The sequence below is a fragment of the Chromatium okenii genome (assembly GCF_002958735.1).
GTDB lineage: Bacteria > Pseudomonadota > Gammaproteobacteria > Chromatiales > Chromatiaceae > Chromatium > Chromatium okenii_A.
In genome coordinates this window covers 936441-957620 of the sequence record NZ_PPGH01000037.1, presented here as the reverse complement: position 1 = coordinate 957620, position 21180 = coordinate 936441, and the positions used below count along the sequence as shown (strand labels likewise).

The 21180-nt window shown below is 50.8% G+C and carries 20 protein-coding genes and 9 pseudogenes; 10 read left to right on the top strand and 19 right to left on the bottom strand.

Annotated elements, in window-relative coordinates:
• Positions 1-8 precede the first annotated feature (8 nt).
• Complete coding sequence (locus tag CXB77_RS16470) at positions 9-527, bottom strand: OmpH family outer membrane protein (RefSeq protein ID WP_105074683.1); 519 nt, start codon at positions 525-527, stop codon at positions 9-11.
• Between the two features lie 252 nt (positions 528-779).
• Here CXB77_RS16470 and CXB77_RS22525 point away from each other — a divergent pair, with 252 nt between their 5' ends.
• The 4 genes and pseudogenes from CXB77_RS22525 to CXB77_RS24115 all read left to right on the top strand — a co-directional run bounded on the left by CXB77_RS22525 (position 780) and on the right by CXB77_RS24115 (position 3403).
• Positions 780-1751 (top strand): PDC sensor domain-containing protein, encoded by a 972-nt coding sequence (locus tag CXB77_RS22525; RefSeq protein ID WP_242445797.1) that lies wholly within the window; start codon positions 780-782, stop codon positions 1749-1751.
• 89 nt (positions 1752-1840) lie between these two features.
• On the top strand, positions 1841-2644 hold the full coding sequence (locus tag CXB77_RS22520; protein WP_242445796.1) for a GGDEF domain-containing protein: 804 nt from the start codon (positions 1841-1843) through the stop codon (positions 2642-2644).
• On the top strand, positions 2644-3000 hold the full coding sequence (locus CXB77_RS22515; RefSeq protein ID WP_242445795.1) for a glutaminyl-peptide cyclotransferase: 357 nt from the start codon (positions 2644-2646) through the stop codon (positions 2998-3000). The genes CXB77_RS22520 and CXB77_RS22515 overlap by 1 nt, the downstream gene beginning before the upstream one ends.
• Positions 2894-3403: pseudogene (locus tag CXB77_RS24115) on the top strand (glutaminyl-peptide cyclotransferase). The gene CXB77_RS22515 and the pseudogene CXB77_RS24115 overlap by 107 nt, the downstream one beginning before the upstream one ends.
• Before the next feature lie 10 nt (positions 3404-3413).
• Here the strand turns inward: CXB77_RS24115 and CXB77_RS16455 are convergent.
• The 5 genes and pseudogenes from CXB77_RS16455 to CXB77_RS19960 form a co-directional block, all read right to left on the bottom strand.
• Positions 3414-3695: a hypothetical protein gene (locus CXB77_RS16455; RefSeq protein WP_105074682.1), complete on the bottom strand. Its 282-nt coding sequence runs from the start codon at positions 3693-3695 to the stop codon at positions 3414-3416.
• 60 nt (positions 3696-3755) lie between these two features.
• Positions 3756-3978 (bottom strand): annotated as a pseudogene (locus tag CXB77_RS24805) (methyl-accepting chemotaxis protein); the annotation flags it as partial.
• A gap of 172 nt (positions 3979-4150) precedes the next feature.
• Complete coding sequence (locus tag CXB77_RS16445; protein ID WP_172452717.1) at positions 4151-4804, bottom strand: methyl-accepting chemotaxis protein; 654 nt, start codon at positions 4802-4804, stop codon at positions 4151-4153.
• Between the two features lie 112 nt (positions 4805-4916).
• Positions 4917-5084, bottom strand: coding sequence for a hypothetical protein (locus CXB77_RS19965; protein WP_172452716.1), 168 nt, complete (start codon positions 5082-5084; stop codon positions 4917-4919).
• Positions 5078-5239, bottom strand: a complete 162-nt coding sequence (locus CXB77_RS19960) for a hypothetical protein (protein WP_172452715.1) — start codon at positions 5237-5239, stop codon at positions 5078-5080. The genes CXB77_RS19965 and CXB77_RS19960 overlap by 7 nt, the downstream gene beginning before the upstream one ends.
• 230 nt (positions 5240-5469) lie before the next feature.
• Here CXB77_RS19960 and msrA point away from each other — a divergent pair, with 230 nt between their 5' ends.
• Positions 5470-6735 carry a peptide-methionine (S)-S-oxide reductase MsrA gene (msrA, locus tag CXB77_RS16435; RefSeq protein WP_105074678.1) on the top strand — a complete coding sequence of 422 codons (1266 nt, stop codon included), beginning with the start codon at positions 5470-5472 and terminating at the stop codon, positions 6733-6735.
• On the opposite strand, the pseudogene CXB77_RS19955 reads toward msrA, so the two are convergent.
• The 6 genes and pseudogenes from CXB77_RS19955 to CXB77_RS16415 all read right to left on the bottom strand — a co-directional run.
• Positions 6732-7277: pseudogene (locus tag CXB77_RS19955) on the bottom strand (diguanylate cyclase domain-containing protein); the annotation flags it as partial. The gene msrA and the pseudogene CXB77_RS19955 sit on opposite strands and share 4 nt — an antisense overlap.
• Before the next feature lie 72 nt (positions 7278-7349).
• Positions 7350-7709: pseudogene (locus CXB77_RS22500) on the bottom strand (PAS domain-containing protein); the annotation flags it as partial.
• A 571-nt stretch (positions 7710-8280) separates the two neighbouring features.
• Positions 8281-8826 (bottom strand): annotated as a pseudogene (locus CXB77_RS20480) (diguanylate cyclase domain-containing protein); the annotation flags it as partial.
• A 75-nt stretch (positions 8827-8901) separates the two neighbouring features.
• A pseudogene (locus CXB77_RS22495) lies at positions 8902-9375 on the bottom strand (PAS domain-containing protein); the annotation flags it as partial.
• Positions 9376-9438: 63 nt separating this feature from the next.
• Positions 9439-9624 carry a hypothetical protein gene (locus CXB77_RS19950; protein WP_172452714.1) on the bottom strand — a complete coding sequence of 62 codons (186 nt, stop codon included), beginning with the start codon at positions 9622-9624 and terminating at the stop codon, positions 9439-9441.
• 240 nt (positions 9625-9864) lie between these two features.
• Positions 9865-10200, bottom strand: a complete 336-nt coding sequence (locus CXB77_RS16415) for a PAS domain-containing protein (RefSeq protein ID WP_105074675.1) — start codon at positions 10198-10200, stop codon at positions 9865-9867.
• 105 nt (positions 10201-10305) lie between these two features.
• Between CXB77_RS16415 and arsB the strand changes: the two genes are divergently transcribed.
• A complete protein-coding gene (gene arsB / locus CXB77_RS16410; protein WP_105074674.1) occupies positions 10306-11376 on the top strand; it encodes an ACR3 family arsenite efflux transporter in 1071 nt (356 codons plus the stop codon).
• Between the two features lie 86 nt (positions 11377-11462).
• Here the strand turns inward: arsB and CXB77_RS19945 are convergent.
• From CXB77_RS19945 to CXB77_RS16400, 3 genes and pseudogenes are all read right to left on the bottom strand, one after another.
• A pseudogene (locus tag CXB77_RS19945) lies at positions 11463-12038 on the bottom strand (diguanylate cyclase domain-containing protein); the annotation flags it as partial.
• 72 nt (positions 12039-12110) lie between these two features.
• Positions 12111-12470: pseudogene (locus CXB77_RS22490) on the bottom strand (PAS domain-containing protein); the annotation flags it as partial.
• Positions 12471-12878: 408 nt separating this feature from the next.
• A complete protein-coding gene (locus CXB77_RS16400) occupies positions 12879-15890 on the bottom strand; it encodes a chemotaxis protein CheB (protein ID WP_105074672.1) in 3012 nt (1003 codons plus the stop codon).
• 153 nt (positions 15891-16043) lie between these two features.
• Between CXB77_RS16400 and tsaD the strand changes: the two are divergent.
• The 4 genes and pseudogenes from tsaD to CXB77_RS16380 all read left to right on the top strand — a co-directional run bounded on the left by tsaD (position 16044) and on the right by CXB77_RS16380 (position 18560).
• Positions 16044-17068: pseudogene (tsaD, locus tag CXB77_RS16395) on the top strand (tRNA (adenosine(37)-N6)-threonylcarbamoyltransferase complex transferase subunit TsaD).
• Positions 17069-17135: 67 nt separating this feature from the next.
• The gene (gene mlaD / locus CXB77_RS16390) at positions 17136-17603 is read left to right on the top strand and encodes an outer membrane lipid asymmetry maintenance protein MlaD (RefSeq protein WP_105074671.1); all 468 of its coding nucleotides are present in this window, start codon (positions 17136-17138) and stop codon (positions 17601-17603) included.
• 4 nt (positions 17604-17607) lie between these two features.
• Positions 17608-18237, top strand: coding sequence for an MlaC/ttg2D family ABC transporter substrate-binding protein (locus tag CXB77_RS16385; RefSeq protein WP_105074670.1), 630 nt, complete (start codon positions 17608-17610; stop codon positions 18235-18237).
• 5 nt (positions 18238-18242) lie between these two features.
• Positions 18243-18560, top strand: a complete 318-nt coding sequence (locus CXB77_RS16380; protein ID WP_242445794.1) for an STAS domain-containing protein — start codon at positions 18243-18245, stop codon at positions 18558-18560.
• Between the two features lie 3 nt (positions 18561-18563).
• On the opposite strand, the gene mutM is transcribed toward CXB77_RS16380, so the two are convergent.
• The 4 genes from mutM to CXB77_RS22480 all read right to left on the bottom strand — a co-directional run bounded on the left by mutM (position 18564) and on the right by CXB77_RS22480 (position 21172).
• Positions 18564-19400 carry a bifunctional DNA-formamidopyrimidine glycosylase/DNA-(apurinic or apyrimidinic site) lyase gene (gene mutM / locus CXB77_RS16375; protein ID WP_105074800.1) on the bottom strand — a complete coding sequence of 279 codons (837 nt, stop codon included), beginning with the start codon at positions 19398-19400 and terminating at the stop codon, positions 18564-18566.
• A 22-nt stretch (positions 19401-19422) separates the two neighbouring features.
• The gene (locus tag CXB77_RS16370; protein WP_105074669.1) at positions 19423-20502 is read right to left on the bottom strand and encodes a hypothetical protein; all 1080 of its coding nucleotides are present in this window, start codon (positions 20500-20502) and stop codon (positions 19423-19425) included.
• Positions 20499-20735, bottom strand: coding sequence for a hypothetical protein (locus tag CXB77_RS22485; RefSeq protein WP_242445793.1), 237 nt, complete (start codon positions 20733-20735; stop codon positions 20499-20501). Before CXB77_RS22485 ends, CXB77_RS16370 begins: the two co-directional genes overlap by 4 nt.
• Positions 20736-20995: 260 nt before the next feature.
• Positions 20996-21172 (bottom strand): hypothetical protein, encoded by a 177-nt coding sequence (locus CXB77_RS22480; protein WP_242445792.1) that lies wholly within the window; start codon positions 21170-21172, stop codon positions 20996-20998.
• Positions 21173-21180: the final 8 nt, after the last annotated feature.

Genomic DNA, 21180 nt, shown 5'->3' with positions numbered 1-21180 from the left:
GAAACGCTTTATTTCGCTCGTGAATTCAGTTCTTCAATGACATCGGCAGTAATATCCAGCGTTGAATCAAGATACAGCATTCCCGCTAATCCGCGTTCAACCACCATCGACAGCTTTTTCTTTTTCGCTACGGTATTCACTGCTTCACGCGCCGGCGCGACGATTTCACGTCCTTTAATTTGTTGCGCCTTCGCTAATTCCTGCTGCAATGGTTGCACCTTTTTTTGATACGCTTCAATACGCCCAACCAGCTCCTTTTCTTGTTTCGCCGCCTGATCTTTACTCATCAACGCTTTATCGCGCTCAAACGCCTGTTGCAGTGCATGAATTTCTTTTTCTTCCTCTGCAAATTTACGTGCTTGTGGTTCAAACTCCTGCCGCAATTGTTCCTGCAACCGCTTTCCCAACTTGCTTTGTTCCAACACCTGCTGCATATCGACCGCACCAATACCGATATTATTGGCAGCCAGCACGGGGAACGTTGCGAATAGTGACAACGTCAGCGCAAATAGAATCGAACGAGACATGCAAAACGCTCCGAAATGATGAATCAGTGCAAGATTGTAACCATATGCAACAGTTGATGCAGCGCAATTGTGGCATATTGTTGACGATGTGCACACGGTTAACCGTGATTATCTTACAAAAAATCAATAAAACAATCCATACTTTATAACCGTATTTCATAAAAGGTATTTATGACAAGGTCAATACAAAAATCCGCAATTAGCTTGCAAAAATTGATTCATCGTAATTATTTGCGCAGTGCCTTACTGCAGATGTTTGTTATTGAAATTGTTCTGCTATTGCTCTACTTCGGCATCAATCAATATATTTCAACACGCAATCAAGAATTTTTATTAAAAGAGGTGACAACTAATTTACTCACTGTTGTTTCAAAAGAAGCCAGCAATATCAATTTACAATTACAAGAAATCACACGTCTTGCTCAACTCCTCCAACAAGAGCATCAAACTTTTTTTGCCCACAAGAACCATTGTTTTTTACCCAATGGTGAACCGAAATTCCGTCTTCACGACAACGGCGCGTATTATAAAACGGTAGATAATGGTGGTAGCAGTGTTTATTACGCTGCAACGACACCCATTGGAAAAGAAGAGCAACGCAAAGCGCGATGTAGCGAAAGCATGGATGTCTTATTTAAGTCCATCGTCAACACCAATTCGATTGTGAATCAAATCTATCTTAACACTTGGGACGAAATGAATCGCATTTATCCATTTATGCAGGATGCAGCCGAACGCTTTGGTCCAAGCTGGGATGTTAATGATCTTGCATTCTATTTTAGTGCAGATGCAGCGCATAATCCGCCACGCTCTCCTGTTTGGACAAATGCGTATCTTGATCCCGTTGGTCAGGGTTGGGTGATTTCAAACATTGTGCCGATTTATCGCGGGGATTTTTTAGAAGGAGTGACAGGCATGGATGTCACCATTGATCACTTTATTCAGAGCGTTCTGAACTTAAATCTATCTTGGGATGCGGCAGCATTTTTGGTCGATAAAACCGGCGCAATTTTAGCAATGCCGAAACAGATCGAGCAGATTTTTGGATTTCAAGAAACGCAACAACATAGTTATCAGGAACCAATTGTAACGACGATTGGAAAACCAATTGAATACAATATGTTAAAAATAAAAGACCAAAAAATTCGTGATCAAATGAAAGGCTTTTTGAATTCACAAAATACCATTTTAGAATTGCTATTTCTGATAAAACCTATTTTTTGATTCAAACAAAAGTTTCTGAAACGGGATGGAACATTTTGGTATTAGTCCATCAAGATGATGTGTTTGCGCCGATCGAAAAATTGCGCAGCATGAGTAATCACATCGGCTATGTTGCAATTGGCGTGATGATTATTTTTTATGTGTTCTTTTTTATGTTGTTGCTGTTTAATGTGCGCAAATTAGCCAACAAAATTGTGACACCAATTCACACGCTTTCCGAGGCAACGACCGATCTCAATCGTTGGAAACCACACGAGCAGACATTCCCAACTGTTGGCATTTTAGAACTCGATCAATTGAATCATAATTTTAATAACATGGTTAACGAGCTGGATGCACGTACAGATCAATTAGCCTCTGCGAAACAACGCGAACGGTTAAAAGATCAACAGGCAGAAGTATTAGAGCAACTTGCAACGACTGATCTCTTAACGGAAATTTATAATCGGCGCAAAATAGAAGAAATCTTAACTCACGAATTGATGCGTTCAGATCGTTATCAGGAATCGTTTGGAATAATTCTATGTGACATTGATCATTTCAAAGCGGTTAATGATCAATATGGTCATCTCACTGGTGACAAGGTACTTTTTACCACCGCACAGTTATTAAAAACGCATTTGCGTAAAACGGATGCAGTGGGACGTTGGGGCGGTGAAGAATTCCTTGCTATTTGCCCCGTCGCTACGCGTATTGAGATTCAACAGATTGCGGAAAAACTACGCCAAGCGATTGCCGATCATCAATTCCCAGTGATTGGGTCTAAAACCGCCAGCTTTGGTGTCGCTATTTATCAACAGGATGAATCAATGTTGGAATTAATGAACCGCGCAGATGAGGCACTGTATTGCGCCAAAGCTGCCGGACGTAATCGCGTTGAAATTGCGTCCTAATGCGCGAGTATTTCATTGCACTGTTGATGCTTTACACAGCAATTGCTGCGCCCGAAACGCGCATCACTGCGCCGATTTACGGTGTGCGTGTGGTCGCCACTTTTCCACACGATCCAGCGGCATTCACGCAGGGCTTGGTCATGGTTAATGGGCAATTATTTGAAAGTATTGGACTTTATGGAAAATCGGCGCTGCGGCGCGTGGATTTGCGCAGCGGTCGCGTGGCGCAGGAAACGCGATTGGCGGCGAATGTGTTTTGCAGAAGGGCTCACCGCGTGGCGCGGGCAACTGGTGCAACTGACTTGGCGCGAAAACATCGGGCTGATTTACGACCGCGAGCAGCTTCAACCGATTGATTATTTTGAATATAGCGGCGAGGGCTGGGGCATCACCAGCGATGGAACCCAGTGGATTATCAGCAACGGCAGCGCGGAATTGCAGTGGTTTGATCCAGCAACGCGGCGGTGGTGCGGCGGGTGACGGTGCACGATGGTGAGCGCCCGATTACGGCGCTGAACGAATTGGAATGGATTGACGGCGAAATTTGGGCGAATGTCTGGCAGCAAGACGTGATTGCGCGGATTGATCCCGCCAGCGGCGCAGTCAACAGTTGGCTGAATTTGCGATTTATTGCCAGCCGCTGCGCGATCTAGCCGCGATGCCGTACTCAACGGCATCGCTTACGACAAGACCAATCAACGGATATTTGTCACTGGCAAAAATTGGTCAACGTTGTATCAGATTGAGCCAACACCTTGAAAACGCGCAATTAAATCGCGTAATTTACTGGCCAACACGCCAACCCTTCCACGCGCTCCTGCGCCAGCAAAATATCTTCATCGTTACGCTGTGCCAGCTTGCCCATGTTGTCCACGTTATTCGCCAGCGCCTGATTGATTCCAGACTGTTGATTTGTTTGCTGATTGACTTCAGACACGCGTCCGAGAATGTCCTCGGCATGGCTGCGAATGGTTTCAATCGCGCTCGCAGCCTCCCGCGACAGCGCCACGCCGCGATTCACCTGCTCGGAAGTCATGCCGACCGTTTTCACTGCCAGCGCACTTTCCTGTTGAATGGTGTTAATCGTCGCCGTGACTCACTGGTGGCCTGCGCGTGCGATTCGCCAGTTTGCGCACTTCATCGGCGACGACTGCAAACCCGCGTCCTTGTTCACCAGCGCGAGCAGCTTCAATCGCTGCGTTGAGCGCCAGCAAATTGGTTTGATCGGCAATTTCGCGGATGACATTGATAATGGTGCTGATTTCGCGGGAACGCTCATCCAGCCGCCGCACTCCTTCCGCCACTGCCTGCATCGTGTGGTCAATTTGACCAATTTCTTGTGCAGTTTGATTGACGGTCGTAGATGCCGCCGCAGTCACGCGCCCGGTGTTTTGCGCCAGCTCTTGCAACTGCACGGCTTGCCGCGCCACGCCAGTAATGGCGTTGGTGCTCTCGCTCATATCGTGGCGCATATCCGTTGCAGCGTTGAGTTGTTGCCGCGAATTACTAACCACGCCATCGGTTGCGGCGCTCAATTCCTGCGTCGTCGCGTTGAGATGCCGACTTTCCTCGGCGATGGCGACGACCAAATCCGCACCGTCCCATAAACGCATTAAACGCTGCGCCAATCACGCCGATTTCATCGTGACGTTCCACTTGCACTTGCTGGCTGACATCGCCATTCCAATCCGACAGCGTTTGTGCGAGCACTTGCAGCGGACGAATCAAGCGCGTTAACAGCGGCCAAATCAGCGCCGCCAAAATCAATAATCCGACTGCGCCAATTAACGCAGTGAACAGCATCATCTGTCGCGCATCTGCCAGCGCTGCTTCCAATGGAAAAGTCAGTAATAACGCCCAAGTGTTCATCGCCTTGCCCGGGGTGATTGGGCGTATCAGCGACATCAAGCCGGTGTCAGTGACGAATTGATACGGCTTGCCAGCTTTGATTGCGGCGAGTGCTTCGGCGGGTAAATCGTTGGCGGGTTGTCCCAAACGGCTGCTGTCTGGATGACTGGCGTAGAGACCTGCATTTGACAGCAGGCTGGCGCTGCCAGAACCAAAGGGGCGCACATCCTCCAAGATATTTTGCAATCCCAGCAGCGGATAATCTGCGCCCACTGAACCGAGAAAACGTCCTTCGCTGAGAATTGGCACCATCAGCGACACCATCAGCACCGGGCGTCCACCGATGGAAAATGAATAGGGTTCGCTTGCCCATGGCTGCTAGTTTGCTTGGGAATGTTGTACCAATCTGCGGTTTCGTACTCGGTCACAGCTCGACTTTGACCATGCCGCCAGCCCGATTCCAATAGGGAATGTAACGTCCAGTAGCGTCGTTTTCCGGCGCAACATTCACAAACTCCGCATCGCGTCCATCAAACGCATTCGGCTCCCAATACGATCCCAAACCGACCAACTGCGGATTCGCTTCTAACACTGCAGCGTTGACTGCCGAGGCAACGCACGTTCTGGGCGCTGCTGATGAATCGCAAACACCGCCAGCGCCAGCGATTCTGCCACTGCGTAGGAATGCGTAAATTCCGCCCCAATACGATTGGCGTAGGTGTCGCCCATATCGCGGATGGTTGCCAACGCTGCTCACGGCGGAGCTTTGCATTAACACGGCGACAGTGCTAAATGCCAATAAAAACAAAAGTCCACTGCCGCCCAGCATCCAGAAAAACAGTCGTGCTCGAAGTGATTTCATTGGAATAACTACCGTTTGAAAGTTGTGATCGTGTTGTCCTGCGCCGTGCCAGCCTTATGTTAACAAGATCGTCATAAACGGCAGCAGCAACGTATTTAATGATGGATATTTCAAAATGAACACAATCAACCAATTGAGCTTAGGAGTCGTGATGATGGTCGTATCAGGAATGGCAACTGCGAGTGTGGATTCAATCACGCTGGGCATGGGCTGCTTTTGGGGCGCAGAAAAACGCATGGCGGCGCTGCCCGGCATCGTCGATGTCGAATCTGGTTATGCCAATGGCGATGCGGAAATAACCAATTATCACGACGTGCTGGCGCTGGAGCAGCAACTCAAGCGTGGGAAAACCACCGCTCGCAATCACGCCGAAGTGATTCAGGTGCGCTTTAATCCCGCGCAGACCAGTTTGCGTAACATTTTGATTACATTCTGGGAAAATCATAATCCAACGCAGGGCGATCAACAGGGCAATGATCGCGGCAGCAATTATCGCAGCGCGATTTACACCAGCAGCGCCGCGCAACTGGCTGAGGCGTTGGCCACCCGTGATGAATATCAAGCGGCGTTGACTGCGGCGAGTTTGGGCAAAATCACGACGGAAATTGAACCGTTGCGTCATTACAACCGCGCTGAAGAAGATCATCAGGATTATTTACAAAAACATCCCAACGGCTACTGCGGACTCGGTGGCACGGGCGTTGCCTTTCCACGCACCGCTGCCGCGCCAGCCGCTGTTGCGCCCGCGCCGTTAGCTGCTGCTGAACTGCATTTTGATCGGCAATTGATCGCGTTTGAGTCAGCAGATTGTGGATTTTGTCGGCAATTCGATGCCGATATTCTGAACCAGTGGACGGCAGCGACGCCGATCCGCGCTACGCCGGTTGCGCAACCGCCAATCGGGTGGACGCTGGCGCAGCCGCTGTTTGCCACACCGACGATTGTCTTGTTTGAACAGGGAAAAGAGGTGTCGCGCTTCACCGGTTATCAAGGCGATCAAGCGCGATTTTGGCATTGGCTGGGATTGCAACTGTTGACGCCAGAGCAGCAGAAAATCGCGTTTGAACAGGGCACGGAGCGCCCGTTTACCGGCTCGTATTTGGACGAAAAGCGCCCCGGCGTGTTTGTCGATCCGGTCAGTGGCGCAGCGTTGTTTCGCAGCAATGCCAAGTTTGAAAGCGGCAGCGGTTGGCCGAGTTTTTTTGATCCGCTGCCCGGCGCAATCACGCTGCACGAGGACACTGCGCACGGAATGCACCGCGTGGAAGTGCGCAGCGCCAGCTCCGGCATTCATCTGGGACATGTGTTTGAGGATGGTCCGCTGCCGTCCGGTAAACGTTACTGCATCAATGGGAAGGTGTTGCGGTTTGTGCCGGATTAAAAAAACTGGTAATGATTTTTTCCAGTCAATTTAACGCGATACATCGCTTGATCGGCTTGGCGCAGCAGTTGATCGCCATCCACGATTTCTGCCTGCGGGTAAAAGGTGACGCCGATGCTGGCCGACACCTGAAGTACTGCGTCGCCAAGCAGCACGGGCTGCGAAGCTGCGGCCAGCAGCCGCGACAGCATCGGCACACAATCTTTTTCCATTGTTAAATCAACGAGTACTGCGACAAATTCATCTCCGCCAATTCGCGCCAGCGTGTCGCCTTGCCGCAGCATTTGTTTCATCCGCGCCGCAATCGCAATTAAAAACTGATCGCCAACGTTGTGACCGTGAGTGTCGTTAATCGCCTTAAAACCGTCGAGATCGAGATAGGCCAAAGCTAAACGTTGACCGTGTCGCTCGGTCTGCGCCATGTCTTGCACCAGCCGATCCGCCAGCAAAACGCGATTCGGTAAAGTAGTCAGTAAATCGTAATAAGCGATGTGTTCGAGTTGATGTTGATATTCTTTGAGCATACTAATATCGCTGAATACGATACGGTGAACGAATGCACCGGGATTTAACCATGGATTGAGCAATGGATATTGATCGACGCTGGCTTCTAAACACACCCAGAAAAGAGTGCCATCGACTTTCACCATACGCAGTTCACATCTTTGCGGCGTTTCACTCAAACCCCGCTTAAATAAATCGGATTGAATGGTTGCTGCGTTATTGGCTAATTGTTTACGGTATAGATAAAAGCGATCTTGATCTTCTTTACACACAAAGCGAGTAAATGACTGTTCCACCAGCGCACCTTTGGATACGCCGAGCATTAATGCGGCAGTCTGATTAATTTCTAAAATAATCCCCGTTTCGGAAAGTGTGCAATAGCCAATTGGTGCGCGATCATAAAGATCAAAATAACGGGCGCGAACAAGGTCTAATTCTTCGTGTGCATGACGCAAATTGTCATTTTGCATCATGAGTTCGATTTGATGCACCCGCAATTCGTGAATGACTTGCAAAATCTCCGCAGGCGTGAGCGCAGCGATATTTGCATCTGTGGCGCTGGCTGCGAGTAAACCAATTGGCTTATTCCGAATGTCCATTTCCGCTTGCTGGCGCAGCGTCTGTTCCGCGTTCGATGATGGAATTAACATAATTCCGGTGCGCTCTGACCGGTTAAATTTTGATTAAATAGAATGTTAGCCACCAGTTGGCAGTTGGCAGTTGGCAGTTGGCAGTTGGCAGTTGGCAGTTGGCAGTTGGCAGTTGGCAGAAAATTGTTGTCGGGATCGCCGTAAATGCAAGCGAAATTGACTGATATTTTGAGATAAAGCATCTTGCAAATTGCTGATTGTTTTCAACATGTTGAAGCTCCATCACGACGATTTACTAAGAGTCTCGCGCCCATTCCGTCGTTGCCAGTGCGTACACCAGCCGTTACTTACTATGCACTAGCCTCGCTTCGTGTTTGTTAATTAAAAATAGTCCGCCGCCCGGCGGAAAACGTTACTGCATCAATGGGAAGGTGTTGCAATTTGTGCCGGATTAAAAAAACTGGTAATGATTTTTTCCAGTCAATTTAACGCGATACATCGCTTGATCTGCTTGGCGCAGCAGTTGATCGCCGTCCACAGCTTCCGCCTGCGGATAAAAAGTGACGCCGATGCTGGCTGATACTTGCAGCACGGCATCGCCAATCCGCACAACTTGGGAAGCTGCCGCCAGCAGCCGTGAAAGCATTGGCACACAATCATTTTTTGTTGTTAAATCAACGAGTACAGCAACAAATTCATCACCGCCCAGCCGAGCGAGCGTGTCGCCTTGTCGCAGCATTTGTTTCATCCGCGCTGCGATCGCAATTAAAAACTGATCGCCAACGTCATGTCCATGCGTGTCGTTAATCGCTTTGAAACCATCGAGATCGAGATAAGCGACCGCCAACTGTTGTTCATGCCGCTCGGTCTGCGCCATATCTTGAAGCAGACGATCCGTCAGCAATAAGCGATTCGGCAAGGTGGTTAGCGGATCGTAGTACGCGATGTGTTCAAGCTGGCTTTGATATTCCTTGAGCGCGGTGATGTCACTCAACACGATGCGGTTCACCAGTGCTCCAGCGGGAGCCACCCACAGATTGGTTGATGGATGCAGATCGGTGGTCGCTTCCAGCCGCACCCAAAACACCGAGCCATCCACTTTCACCATTCGTAATTCACAGCTTTGTGGTGTGCCTGCCAAGCCGCGACTGAATAAATTTGCACGGGGTATTGCAGCAGTTTTTGCCAACTGTTTGCGGTACAAATAAAAACGGTCTTGGTCATCTTTGAGAATAAACCGCGTGAATGACTGTCCGACCAGCGCACCTTTTGACACGCTTAACATCACGGCTGCCGTTAAGTTGATTTCTAAAATCAATCCCTTTTCAGAAAGTGTGCAATAGCCGACTGGGGCGCGATCGTAAAGATCGAAATAACGCTCTCGTGCAATTTCAGCGTTCCGCAATTCCTCGTTTTGCAGCGTCAATTCAACTTGATGCACTTGCAGTTCATAGATGATTTGTTGAGTGTGATTGGATGCAAGCGGTGGATTTTCCAATCTACCGTCAATTTGTTCTTCGGCCTGTTGACGCAGACCTGCTTTCATTGATGGATCTAACACCATTCCGGTGCGCTCTGGCCGGTTAAATTATTTGTGTTAAACATGATGTTAACCACCAGTTGCCAGTTGCCAGTTGCCAGTTGCCAGTTGCCAGTTGCCAGTTGCCAGTTGCCAGTTGCCAGTTGCCAGTTGCCAGTTGCCAGAAAATTGTTGTCGGGATCGCCGTAAATGCAAGCGAAATTGACTGATATTTTGAGTTAAAGCATTTTGCAAATTGCTTTTATTTTTCAACATTTTGAACCTCCACATCATGACGATTTACTGAGATTACCGCGTCCATTCCGTCGTTGCCAGTGCGTACACCAGCCCCGCCTCGTTAATCAGCGCACTAACCGTAATCCACACCTCTAAAATAGACCGTTTTTTAGTTAAACGTTGGCTGCAAAACGGTTTTTAATTTGTTAACCGAACGCCGCGGCGGCAACCGCGCCAAATCATCCGCTCGCCGCTCAACTGGAATGCGCTCGCAGGTATTCAGCCGCACCGCATCGTGATCGCATCGTGGGCATCGCGCACAATCACCGCCAGCCGCAGCATGTCGTTGGATTGGCGCAACGATTCTCGCGCCTGCACGATTTCGGTGAGATTGACAAAGGTAATCACTGCGCCCTCAATCACATTTTCCAACGTGCGATACGGATGAATCCGCAGCGCGTACCACACGCCAGTCGTCGTTTGCACTTCCAACTCGCGGGGAATTAGCGTGTCCGTCACCAGCCGGTCATAACCAACCAGATTAGATAAAATGTGCCCAATTGGTCGTCCAATATCATATGGTAAAGAAATTGCTCGATCTTTCCGCGTATTCATTTATCATTTCACCATCCTCACGGCGAGCCACTGGAATTCTTTATCGACTGGTGTCAGCAGTGTTGCAGGCGCTCAATCTTGAAATGAATTAATAGGATCAATGAAATGTCAACGCAATGTGAAACGACAGCAAAACGTGCTGCTGGTGCACCAATGAATCTATTTGAACGCTGGCTCACGCTGTGGGTGGCGCTTTGCATCATTGCGGGAATTGGGCTAGGTCAGATATTTCCTGCACCATTTCAATGGTTAGGACAATTGGAAATTGCACAGGTCAATCTGCCGGTCGGCGTATTGATTTGGGTGATGATTATTCCGATGCTGATGAAAATTGATTTTGGCGCATTGCATCAAGTGCGTTCGCATTGGAAAGGCATTGGCGTCACGCTATTTGTTAATTGGGCGGTTAAACCGTTTTCAATGGCACTATTGGCGTGGTTATTTATTCGTGTTTTATTCGCTGACTGGCTGCCAGCAGAACAAATAGACAGCTACATTGCAGGCTTGATTTTGCTGGCGGCTGCGCCCTGCACCGCAATGGTATTTGTCTGGAGTCGCTTGACTGGTGGCGATCCTTATTTCACGCTGTCGCAAGTGGCATTGAATGACGCCATTATGATTGTAGCTTTTGCACCGATTGTTGGTTTATTACTCGGCTTATCATCCATTATTGTGCCTTGGAATACGCTGTTAATCTCAGTGCTATTATACATCATCATTCCGGTCATCATTGCGCAACTCTGGCGGCGTTATTTGCTCACTGATGAGCAAGCACGTTTTGATGCCACTTTAGACCTGCTGGGTCACGCTTCAATGATCGCGCTGTTAATGACTTTGGTGTTGCTGTTTGCTTTTCAAGGTGCGGTGATTCTCAAACACCCATTGATTATTTTACTGCTGGCAGTGCCGATTTTAATTCAAGTATTTTTTAATTCGGCGCTGGCGTATTGGTTAAATCGCCAAATTGGAGAAAAACACAGCATTGCTTGTCCCTCAGCATTGATTGGCGCTTCCAATTTTTTTGAATTAGCAGTGGCAGCGGCAATCTCACTCTTTGGCTTTGAATCGGGCGCAGCACTGGCAACGGTCGTGGGCGTATTGATTGAAGTGCCAGTGATGTTATTGGTGGTGCGAGTCGTCAATCGCACCAAAAATTGGTACGAAATTGAGCGTTAAATTCATTCACTCCGATCAGTTAATTTGTCTCGCGTTGTGTTCGTTAATTAAAAATAGTCCGCCGCCCAGCGGTAAACGTTACTGCATCAATGGGAAGGTGTTGCGGTTTGTGCCGGATTAAAAAATCGGTAATGATTTTTTCCAGTCAATTTAACGCGATACATCGCTTGATCGGCTTGGCGCAGCAGTTGATCGCCATCGACGCGTTTCGCTTGTGGATAAAAGGTGACACCGATGCTGGCCGACACCTGAAGTACTGCGTCGCCAAGCAGCACGGGCTGCGAAGCTGCGGCCAGCAGCCGCGACAGCATCGGCACACAATCTTTTTCCATTGTTAAATCAACGAGTACTGCGACAAATTCATCTCCGCCAATTCGCGCCAGCGTGTCGCCTTGCCGCAGCATTTGTTTCATCCGCGCCGCAATCGCAATTAAAAACTGATCGCCAACGTTGTGACCGTGAGTGTCGTTAATCGCCTTAAAACCGTCGAGATCGAGATAGGCCAAAGCTAAACGTTGACCGTGTCGCTCGGTCTGCGCCATGTCTTGCACCAGCCGATCCGCCAGCAAAACGCGATTCGGTAAAGTAGTCAGTAAATCGTAATAAGCGATGTGTTCGAGTTGATGTTGATATTCTTTGAGCATACTAATATCGCTGAATACGATACGGTGAACGAATGCACCGGGATTTAACCATGGATTGAGCAATGGATATTGATCGACGCTGGCTTCTAAACACACCCAGAAAAGAGTGCCATCGACTTTCACCATACGCAGTTCACATCTTTGCGGCGTTTCACTCAAACCCCGCTTAAATAAATCGGATTGAATGGTTGCTGCGTTATTGGCTAATTGTTTACGGTATAGATAAAAGCGATCTTGATCTTCTTTACACACAAAGCGAGTAAATGACTGTTCCACCAGCGCACCTTTGGATACGCCGAGCATTAATGCGGCAGTCTGATTAATTTCTAAAATAATCCCCGTTTCGGAAAGTGTGCAATAGCCAATTGGTGCGCGATCATAAAGATCAAAATAACGGGCGCGAACAAGGTCTAATTCTTCGTGTGCATGACGCAAATTGTCATTTTGCATCATGAGTTCGATTTGATGCACCCGCAATTCGTGAATGACTTGCAAAATCTCCGCAGGCGTGAGCGCAGCGATATTTGCATCTGTGGCGCTGGCTGCGAGTAAACCAATTGGCTTATTCCGAATGTCCATTTCCGCTTGCTGGCGCAGCGTCTGTTCCGCGTTCGATGATGGAATTAACATAATTCCGGTGCGCTCTGACCGGTTAAATTTTGATTAAATAGAATGTTAGCCACCAGTTGGCAGTTGGCAGTTGGCAGTTGGCAGTTGGCAGTTGGCAGTTGGCAGTTGGCAGAAAATTGTTGTCGGGATCGCCGTAAATGCAAGCGAAATTGACTGATATTTTGAGATAAAGCATCTTGCAAATTGCTGATTGTTTTCAACATGTTGAAGCTCCATCACGATGATTTACTAAGATTCTCGCGTCCATTCCGTCGTTGCCAGTGCGTACACTTGACCCGTTTCGTTAATTAGCGCACTCACCGTAATCCACACTTCCAGAATAGACCCTTCTTTCGTTAAACGTTGGCTGCAAAACGGTTCTAATTTGTTTACCGAACGCAGCGGCGGCAACCGCGCCAAATCATCCGCTCGCCGTGCAACTGGAATGCGCTCGCGGGCATTCATCCGCAGCGCCTCAGCTTCGCTCCAGCCGTACAGCCGCACCGCGCCGGGATTCCACGCCAAAATCTGCCCCTCTAAATCCTGCATCGTGATGGCATCGTGGGCATCGCGCACAATCACCGCCAGCCGCAGCATGTCGTTGGATTGGCGCAACGATTCTCGCGCCTGCACGATTTCAGTGAGATCGACAAAGGTAATCACCGCGCCCTCAATCACATTTTCCAACGTGCGATACGGATGAATCCGCAGCGCGTACCACACGCCAGTCGTGGTCTGCACTTCCAGCTCACGGGGAATCAGCGTGTCCAGCACCGCCTGCGTGTCCGTCACCAGCCGGTCATAGCCGACCAGATTGGACAAAATGTGCCCAACTGGTCGCCCAATATCACTCAGAATTAAATTGATGATCTGCGTCGCCGCTGGCGTAAAACGCAAAATGCGCAATTGATGATCGACATAAATTGTGCCGATGCCCGTACCCGCCAATAAATTATTCATATCGTTATTGGCGCGTGATAAATCCGCCACGCGGTTTTGCAATTCAGCATTGACCGTCGCCAATTCTTCATTGACCGATTGCAATTCCTCTTTGGACGTTTCCAACTCTTCGTTGGTGGATTGCAATTCCTCGTTAACCGATTGCATTTCCTCATTAGAGGATTTCAATTCTTCATTGATGGTTTCCAACTCTTCATTGGAAGTCTGGAGAAATTCCTCTTTAGAGCGTAATTCTTGTTTTAGCGCCACAATTCGCGCATCAACGTTCGTATTTAATTCGGTATTTGCAGTGGTATCTTCAGATGCCATCGCCAGCGTAACGGCTGGCGTTGGTGTTAACGTCACCAAATACAACACAACGTCATTGCTAAAAGTCGCGGCGGTCATCACTTGGCGAATACTCAAATCAACGCGAGTGAAATCGCCATTGGTTTTCACCTGTAATCCGTTGCGCTGTACCGTTTCTCGCGTTTCCACTGCCTGATGCAGCGCCAGCGTCAATTCATGTCGCAACCCTTCTCGCGCCATTTTGAGCAGATTGTTGACGCCGATTTCGCCCGGTGCGGGTTCCAAATACTGACCGCTGCGTCCATGCAAATAGAGAATGTCGCCCTGCGCATTGATCAATGCGGCAGCAACGGTCATCGCTTGCAGCAGCGCCTGTTCGGTCATTTCGCGCAGTGACGGCAGCGTGGATGCGATGTGTTTGGCTGGCGGCAGTGGTGGCAACGCGGTCGCGCCGACGGGCAGCATTGGCGGTAAAAATCGCTCCAGCGACGGGCGCAGTGCGCCGTAGTGATCGTTTTGCCGCCGATAAATTTTCTGTTTGCGATTCGTCACGGTAAACAAGTCATTGAATTCGCCCACTGTTTCTGAAGTGCCCAGCACCAGCGTTCCGCCGGGCTTGAGCGCGTAGTGAAACAGCGGCATCAGCTTTTTTTGCAACTCTGCGCCGAGATAAATCAACAAGTTGCGGCAGCTAATCAGGTCAAGTTTGGAAAACGGCGGGTCTTTAATCAGGCTGTGCGGCGAAAAGATCAGCAGATCGCGGACGGTTTTGTGAATCCGATACGCATCGCCGCCCGGCTCCAGCGTGAAAAATCGCGCCATGCGTTCCGGCGACAAATCAACCGCGATGCTGGCGGGATAAATGCCGGCGCGAGCAAACGCGATGGCTTGGCTGTCGATGTCGGTTGCAAAAATCTGTACCCGAAACCGCTGCCGCAGCGTTTGCTGCTGTTCGGCCAGCAACATGGCGAGCGAATAGGCTTCTTCACCAGTGGAGCAACCTGCGACCCAAATGCGGATCGGCGTATCGACTGAACGGTTGACAAAGAGCGTCGGAATCACCGTTTCTTGAATGTAATTGAACGCAGCAGGATCGCGGAAAAAGTTGGTCACGCCGATTAGCAGGTCACGAAATAGCGCCTCTACTTCACCGGGAATCTGTTGTAACTGCGTGACGTAGCTGTAGAGGTTATCGACCTGATGCACCGCCATTCGCCGCTCAATGCGGCGATGAATGGTGCTGGGTTTGTACTGCGAAAAGTCGTGACCGGTTTGGGCGCGGAGCAGCGCAAAGATTTTTTGCAGCGCGTGATCCGTCTGCGGAGCCAAAAGCGTGCCGGAATGATGTGGGCGACTGAAGGCGTGAACCACATACGCGATGAGCTGGGCGGGCATTTCCGCTGGCGGCAGCTCGTAATCCACCAAGCCAGTCGCAATCGCGCTGCGTGGCATCCCGTCGTATTCGGTGGAATCTGGTGTCTGCGCCATGACCAAACCGCCCTCGCCTTTGATCGCCCGCACGCCTAACGTGCCATCGCTACCGGTGCCAGACAGCACGATGCCGATGGCTTTGCTGTGTTGATCAAGCGCCAGCGAGCGGAAAAAGTAATCAATCGGCAGCCGCTGCCCACGCGGAGCGATGGGTTCAATTAATTGCAGTGCGCCGTTGATAAATAGCATGTCGCGGTTAGGCGGAATGATGTAAGCGCAATTGGGCTGCACTACCATTCCATCCTCAACTTCAAACACCTGCATTCGCGTATAGCGCCGAATTAAATCGGTGAGAATGCTTTTGTGATCGGGCGCTAAATGTTGCACCAATACAAAGGCCATGTTGGGATCGGTATCGGCGGGCATTCCCGAAAAGAACGCTTCAAACGCGCCTAATCCTCCAGCGGATGCGCCAATGCCAACAATCGGAAAGTCTTCTTGAGGTGATGTAGATGTTTCTGCTGGCGCGGTGGGCGCAGCATCATCTGGTGTGAACACGACATCTTCGTTATCTGTATTCATCTGATTTTCGCCAGTAAGCTGCGTTTAAGTGATTTTCGGGTTTTCAGTATTCAGTTATCGGTTGTCAGTAAAAAGCACGTTGTCGCCGATAATTGACAATTGACAACTGACAACTGTTTATTGGTGTGCTTTCTCTATTCTGGACGAAAAAACATGCGCGTGTTGGGAATTGAAACATCCTGTGACGAAACAGGAATTGCAATTTATGACGGCGAACGCGGATTGCTGGCGGATGCGGTGTACAGTCAAACCGCAATTCATGCGCAATACGGCGGCGTTGTGCCGGAGCTGGCATCCCGCGATCACATTCGCAAAACGCTGCCATTGATTCGGCAAGTGCTTGATGAAGCTGGACTTGCTGCCAGCGCAATTGATGGCGTGGCGTTTACGGCCGGTCCCGGCTTGATTGGCGCGTTATTAGTCGGCGCAGCGCTGGGGCGCAGTCTCGCGTGGGGCTGGAATGTGCCAGCCATCGGCATTCATCACATGGAAGGACATTTACTCGCACCGCTGCTCGAAACGCCCGCGCCAGAATTTCCGTTTGTCGCGCTGCTCGTGTCCGGCGGACACACGCAACTAATTGATGTGCAAGCAATTGGGCGCTATCGGCTGCTCGGCGAATCGCTTGATGATGCAGCGGGCGAAGCGTTCGATAAAACCGCCAAAATCCTCGGTTTGCCATATCCGGGCGGGCCAGAGTTAGCCAAGCTCGCCGCACTGGGGATTCGACACGATTCCGCTTTCCGCGTCCGATGACCGACCGTCCGGGTTTAGATTTCAGTTTCAGCGGCTTAAAAACTTTTGCCCTCAACACTTTACATCAGGAATTGCCCAACGCCAGCAATCCGGCGCAAACCCGCGCTGATATTGCACGAGCGTTTGAAGACGCAGTCGTCGAAACATTGGTGATCAAATGTCGGCGGGCGCTGCGCGAAACCGGACATCGGCGGCTGATTGTTGCTGGCGGCGTTAGCGCCAATCAGCGGCTGCGCGAACGGTTGACGGCGGCTATTGCTGCGGAACGTGGCAAGGTGTTTTATCCGCGTCCGCTGTTTTGCACCGATAATGGCGCGATGATTGCGTTTGCGGGCTGGCAGCGTTTAATGGCTGGGCAAATGGAACCGCTCACTTTTAAGCCAAAAGCACGTTGGGCGCTGACCGAATTGCCGCCGCTGTAATGCTTGAAATGCCGTTTTTTGTGGCACACTTTCAACATAATTAACAACTGATTAAGACGAATTACGCATGAGTAAACGCTACGGAATTGAGGTAATGGTCGGCATCTTTATGGTGCTCGGTGTGCTGGCGCTGTTTTTTCTGGCAATGCGGGTCAGCAATTTCAATGTGAACACCAGCGCCGAGGGTTATCGCGTCACAGCGCGGTTTAGCAACATCGGCAGTATTAAAGTGCGTTCGCCGGTCACGATGGCAGGAGTGCGCATTGGGCAAGTGGAAGCAGTGCAGTTTGACAAAGCCAGTTATGAAGCGATTGTGACATTGCGCATTGATGCTGGGATCGACACTATTCCCGCTGATACCTTCGCCAATATCTTCACCTCCGGCTTGCTGGGTGAACAATATCTGGCATTAGCGCCGGGCGGCAGTCCCGATTATCTGCGCGACGGCGATGAAATCTCCAACACCCAATCGGCGCTGGTGTTAGAACAAATGATCGGACAACTCCTTTTCAAAAAAGCTCAAGAAGGCGGTTAAGTTAATGATTTTCCAACAACATCGTTCGTTTTTATGGATTTTAGTGGTGCTGCCGTTGCTGGTGAGCGCCAATTTATTTGCGGCTTCCGCCACAGATGATGCGACTGCGCTCGTTCAGCGCACCGCCGAGAAAATCCTCAAAACGTTGGAAGCACGCCGCGCCGAGGTTGAACGCAAACCGGCGCTGATTTACGGAATGGTTGAAGACATCGTCGCGCCGCATTTTGATTTTGAGCGGATTACGCAGGGCGCATTGGGACAAGCGTGGCGACAGGCATCGCCCGATCAACAGCGCCAGCTCGTCACCGGTTTCAAACAGGTGTTAATTCGCACTTACGCCCGTTCATTGCTGAGTTATTCGGGTGAAGAAATTCGCTATTTACCATCAAAACCGGGCGGTCGTTCGGGCACTGTCACCGTTTCGACCGAAGTACAGCAATCGGGTACTGCGCCAATTACAGTGGATTATCGAATGCACAACGGCAGCGGTGCATGGCGGGTTTACGATGTTGTCATCAGTGACGCCAGTTTAGTCAGCAATTACCGCAACAGTTTTGCCAACGAAATTCGTCAGAGCGGCATTGATGGGCTGATTAGCAAGTTGAACGAGATGAATCAGCAAGGACGAGATTGAGCGCAGTGGCAGCATCTTCATCATCATTTGTATCTGTAAGTCCCGGATATTTCCGGCTGGTGGGGACAATTGAACTCAATGAAATTAAGCGGTTGAGCGCCGAAGCAGTGCTGCTGTGGCGTGAGCTGGCGCGAAATGGTTTGGATCAAGTCGAGATTGATTTGTCTGGCGTGGAATCGGCGAATAGCGCAACGCTGGCGCTGCTGTTGGAATGTGCGGAACTCGCCCGCGAGCGCAGCATTCGCCTGACTTATCGTGAATTGCCGGAGGCGCTGACCCGCCTCGCCACCGTTTCTAACTTGTTGCCGCTGTTAGAAAATTGACCGTCAACTGGCGACTTTTTGACATTGCGGGCAGAAAAAGCTCATCCGTTGTGCGATGGGCATCTGCTGCACCGGATGTCCGCAGTTGCAACAAGGTTCGCCCGTCCGCCCGTAAATCCGCAATGACGCAGTGAAATAACCGGGCTGACCATCTTCCCGCACAAAATTCCGCAACGTGGTTCCGCCTTGTTCAATCGCCGCAGTCAGCACGTTGCGAATTGCCCGCGCCAGCAACCGATAACCCGCCAAAGTGATGCGGTTGCACGGATAAGCGGGATGAATGCCGGCAATAAACAACGCTTCATTGGCGTAGATATTGCCGACGCCAACCACTACCGAACCATCCATGATGAACGCCTTCACTGCGACGCGCCGTTTCTGACTAAGTGCATGTAAATGCTCGCCACTGAACGCAGCATCGAACGGTTCTGGACCGAGCTTTTTGAGCAACGGATGCGTGGTTAATGCCACTTCCGGCGTTGCTTCCAACCACAGAAATAATCCGAACCGGCGTGGATCGTGAAAGCGCAGCAGATAGCCAGCGTGCAACGTTAAATCCAGATGATCGTGACGCTCCGGCGGTGTGTTGGCGTTGGCGATGCGCAAACTGCCAGTCATTCCCAAATGCACCAGCAAACAACCACGCTCCAGTGCAATCAAAATGTATTTCGCACGGCGACTGAGTACGCCGATTTTTTGACCGCTGACCTGCGCCGCAAAATCCGGCGGAATCGGCTGGCGCAACCGCGTTTCGCGCACTGCAACGTGCGTAATGCGCTGATCTTGCAAATGCGGACGAATGCCGCGCAACGCAGTTTCCACTTCGGGTAATTCAGGCATCAGCGTGATCGCTATGGTGGTGTTAACGGAAAGTCGCTGCATCTGGCGCCGCAGCAGGTTCAGGTGCAAACGGATCATCGCCAAAACCGCTGGGCGCATCCTTATCTGGTTCGCCATAAAGTTTGCGTGTCGGTGCTGGCGCTGCGTCTTCATCGAGCGGCTGCTCACCGTCTGGCGTTAAGCGCACCGCTGGCGGTTCAAACGCAGCATCACTTGGTATCAGCGCATCGGGATCGGAGGGCAGCGTATTCTCCGCCGCCGCGTTTGGCGCTGCTGCCGTCGTTGAATCTCCAGTAGGATCAATCGCTTCTGGGTCTGGCGTCAGTACTGGCGCAGTTGTTAACACATACAGCAGCGACGGTTTGGCATGTGGCGTTGCTGGATTGGTCGGCAAATTCAAGCGCCAGCGCCGCCGATCTTCCGATACCGCAAATTGCCACTGCGCACCATCCGCTGCGCTCAATTCCACCAGCGTTGCCGCAGCATCACGCGGCGTATCCGCCACCAATTCCAACCGTTCCGCAGTCATCGTTGCCAGCGTCGCCAACGTATCTGCCGCCAGCGCTACTCCGTTAACTCGCCCAAACACTGGCGTAAATCCACGCGGCAACAATTGGCGCGACAGATACGCCAGCGGTGGCGCAATCAACGCCGGATAAATCCGATCTTCAATGAGATGCACCAGCCCCGCGCTTTCGACATAACGATGATATGCGACTGGATCAATGCCACCGAACGCAAACTCCAGCGTATTCAAGCGCAAACGCAGTTTCGGCGGCGTTAAACTAAGTTGCTCGCGGTCAGCCGATTGCGCCGGAAAGCTGCGCTGAACGGGCGTGTCCAAAATCGCCAGCAACCGATTGATTTGATTTGGATCAGCATCAAGCTGCAAGGGCGCTTCCATACGCCAGCCGGTCGGCGCTCGTCCCAGCGTGATCGTCGGCTCGCCGTCGCGGACAATTTCAATCACCAGCAAATCCGCTGCGTTTAATTCGGTTAGCAGCGGCGGTGTTCGCGCTGTGGTTAAATCGCGCTGAATCAACAGGATCAAGCCGATCACCAGCGCCAGCAACGCGATGTTCATCAACCAACGTCCACTCATCGATACCGCCCGCGCCGCCAGCGCACGATCAAGCCCATTCCGAAAAATAGCCCCGGCACTCCCACCAACGCGCCCAAACCAATCAACGTGCGTTGCAGATCATTGAGCGTCAACGGCACTGCTGCGGGCGGAATGGGTGGCAATTCCAATAGCGCATCTTCCCGACTGAGCCAGCGCAGTAGCCGCAAACCCAGAGCGCGATTGCCGTTGCGACTGAGAAACGCATTGCTCAAAAAATCGCCGTCACCGACGATTAAACCCGCTGTTCGCGTTCCGCTGCGGCGCTGCCGTCATTCGGTAAAGTTCGCGTCAATGCCAGCACAACGGGAATAGGTCCCGGCATTTCGCCAATCAATTCATCGCGGTCAACACGATTGCTAATTTTCCGATTTCATTCCAACTTTGTTTGCTCGTGCGAGATATGAAGACAGCGTCCAGCCGGGCGCTACTGTCGGCTCAAAACCAATACAACCGGGCAATACGGCTGGCGCAGTTAAATCGCTGCCGAGCGCATCATTTGGATAATCAGTAATGACTGCCGCTGCGGATTATCTGCGCCCACACTTGCCGCTGCTGCATCGACTACCACGCCCGGCAATACCGTTAAACCCAATTGCGCCAATAGCGGTTCCAATCCATTTAATGTGCCGGGATCAAGTAACCACAGCAAATTACCAC

Bases quoted from the DNA above. Each gene is read 5' to 3' on its own strand.
- msrA (WP_105074678.1), top strand. From the start codon at position 5,470: ATGAACACAATCAACCAATTGAGCTTAGGAGTCGTGATGATGGTCGTA.
- CXB77_RS16400 (WP_105074672.1), bottom strand. From the start codon at position 15,890: ATGAATACAGATAACGAAGATGTCGTGTTCACACCAGATGATGCTGCG.
- CXB77_RS22525 (WP_242445797.1), top strand. From the start codon at position 780: ATGTTTGTTATTGAAATTGTTCTGCTATTGCTCTACTTCGGCATCAAT.
- CXB77_RS22520 (WP_242445796.1), top strand. From the start codon at position 1,841: ATGAGTAATCACATCGGCTATGTTGCAATTGGCGTGATGATTATTTTT.
- CXB77_RS22515 (WP_242445795.1), top strand. From the start codon at position 2,644: ATGCGCGAGTATTTCATTGCACTGTTGATGCTTTACACAGCAATTGCT.
- mlaD (WP_105074671.1), top strand. From the start codon at position 17,136: ATGAGTAAACGCTACGGAATTGAGGTAATGGTCGGCATCTTTATGGTG.
- CXB77_RS16370 (WP_105074669.1), bottom strand. From the start codon at position 20,502: ATGAGTGGACGTTGGTTGATGAACATCGCGTTGCTGGCGCTGGTGATC.
- CXB77_RS16470 (WP_105074683.1), bottom strand. From the start codon at position 527: ATGTCTCGTTCGATTCTATTTGCGCTGACGTTGTCACTATTCGCAACG.
- arsB (WP_105074674.1), top strand. From the start codon at position 10,306: ATGTCAACGCAATGTGAAACGACAGCAAAACGTGCTGCTGGTGCACCA.
- CXB77_RS16445 (WP_172452717.1), bottom strand. From the start codon at position 4,804: ATGGTGCCAATTCTCAGCGAAGGACGTTTTCTCGGTTCAGTGGGCGCA.
- CXB77_RS16385 (WP_105074670.1), top strand. From the start codon at position 17,608: ATGATTTTCCAACAACATCGTTCGTTTTTATGGATTTTAGTGGTGCTG.
- CXB77_RS16415 (WP_105074675.1), bottom strand. From the start codon at position 10,200: ATGAATACGCGGAAAGATCGAGCAATTTCTTTACCATATGATATTGGA.
- mutM (WP_105074800.1), bottom strand. From the start codon at position 19,400: ATGCCTGAATTACCCGAAGTGGAAACTGCGTTGCGCGGCATTCGTCCG.
- CXB77_RS19950 (WP_172452714.1), bottom strand. From the start codon at position 9,624: ATGTTGAAAAATAAAAGCAATTTGCAAAATGCTTTAACTCAAAATATC.